The sequence below is a fragment of the Psychrobacter sp. 1Y4 genome, assembly GCF_051847555.1.
This window is the reverse complement of sequence record NZ_JBPYDE010000202.1, coordinates 1-972: the sequence shown is the minus strand read 5'-3', so window position 1 is coordinate 972 and position 972 is coordinate 1. Positions and strand designations below refer to the sequence as shown.

Here is a 972-nt window from a genome sequence, read left to right as displayed (position 1 = left end):
GGCCATCATATAAATCGCCCAAATAATCAAAAGCTGTGCGATCAAAATCCAGCTACGACGGCGACCCAGCAATTTCGTCAATATCGGTAGCGGCACTGCATCTACTAGAGGTGCCCAAATAAACTTGAACGAATAACCCAATGCCGCCCAACTAAAGGTTGTCACCACACTGCGATCAAATCCCGCCTCACGCAGCCATAACGATAGACTGGAGAAGATAAGCAAAATAGGAATACCCGCTGCAAAACCTAAAAACAGCATGATCATAGCACGCCGATCAAGATAGGCTTTCGCCGCCTCGCCCCATGATTTTTTGGCGATGGGAGGTTTGGGTGGTACAGATTTGACAGCAGACATAATAACTCACCAACAATTGAGACAAATAACACAACTGCGCACAATTTTTATCAATCTTTAGAATCAGTTATCCATAAAAAGATCGATAAAAATTGCTCTACGTTGCACCAATATGATCATTACAACAAAATTCAGTTATGGTACTTGAGAACCTCTACCTTGACTAGATGTTTTTGCATTAACTCATTGATTCTGGCACTTTCACAACAGCTTATATTTCGCGATAGTAACGCAGATTATAGCAATCTTTCACTATGGTTAAATCAGTCCTTAGTTTTCTTACTACTTACTCTCATCAAAGATGTCTGACAACGCTTTCATTTATCGGTAATATGTAGATAGAGGTAGGATCAATACAAACTTGATCGGCTTATTACTGTCCTACCTAGTAACAAGAGCAATGGCGTTAATAGCAAGCTGGATGAGGTACTACACCAAGACTTAATGATTAATAATTTAAAACTTATAATTCTTATATATTAGTTTTATAAATACACAGTGCTTCGTTATGCTCTTTATATCAACAGTGATTATCTCGATTGACTACTCGTTCTTTTTATTATCATAGCCTAGGAGTTCTACCATGTCCGACTCAACCAAAGCCCCAATTGATAA

At 38.8% G+C, this 972-nt stretch carries 1 pseudogene; it reads right to left on the bottom strand.

From position 1 onward, the window contains the following. Positions 1–357, bottom strand: a pseudogene (locus ACS8FC_RS15245) (AmpG family muropeptide MFS transporter); the annotation flags it as partial. Positions 358–972: the final 615 nt, after the last annotated feature.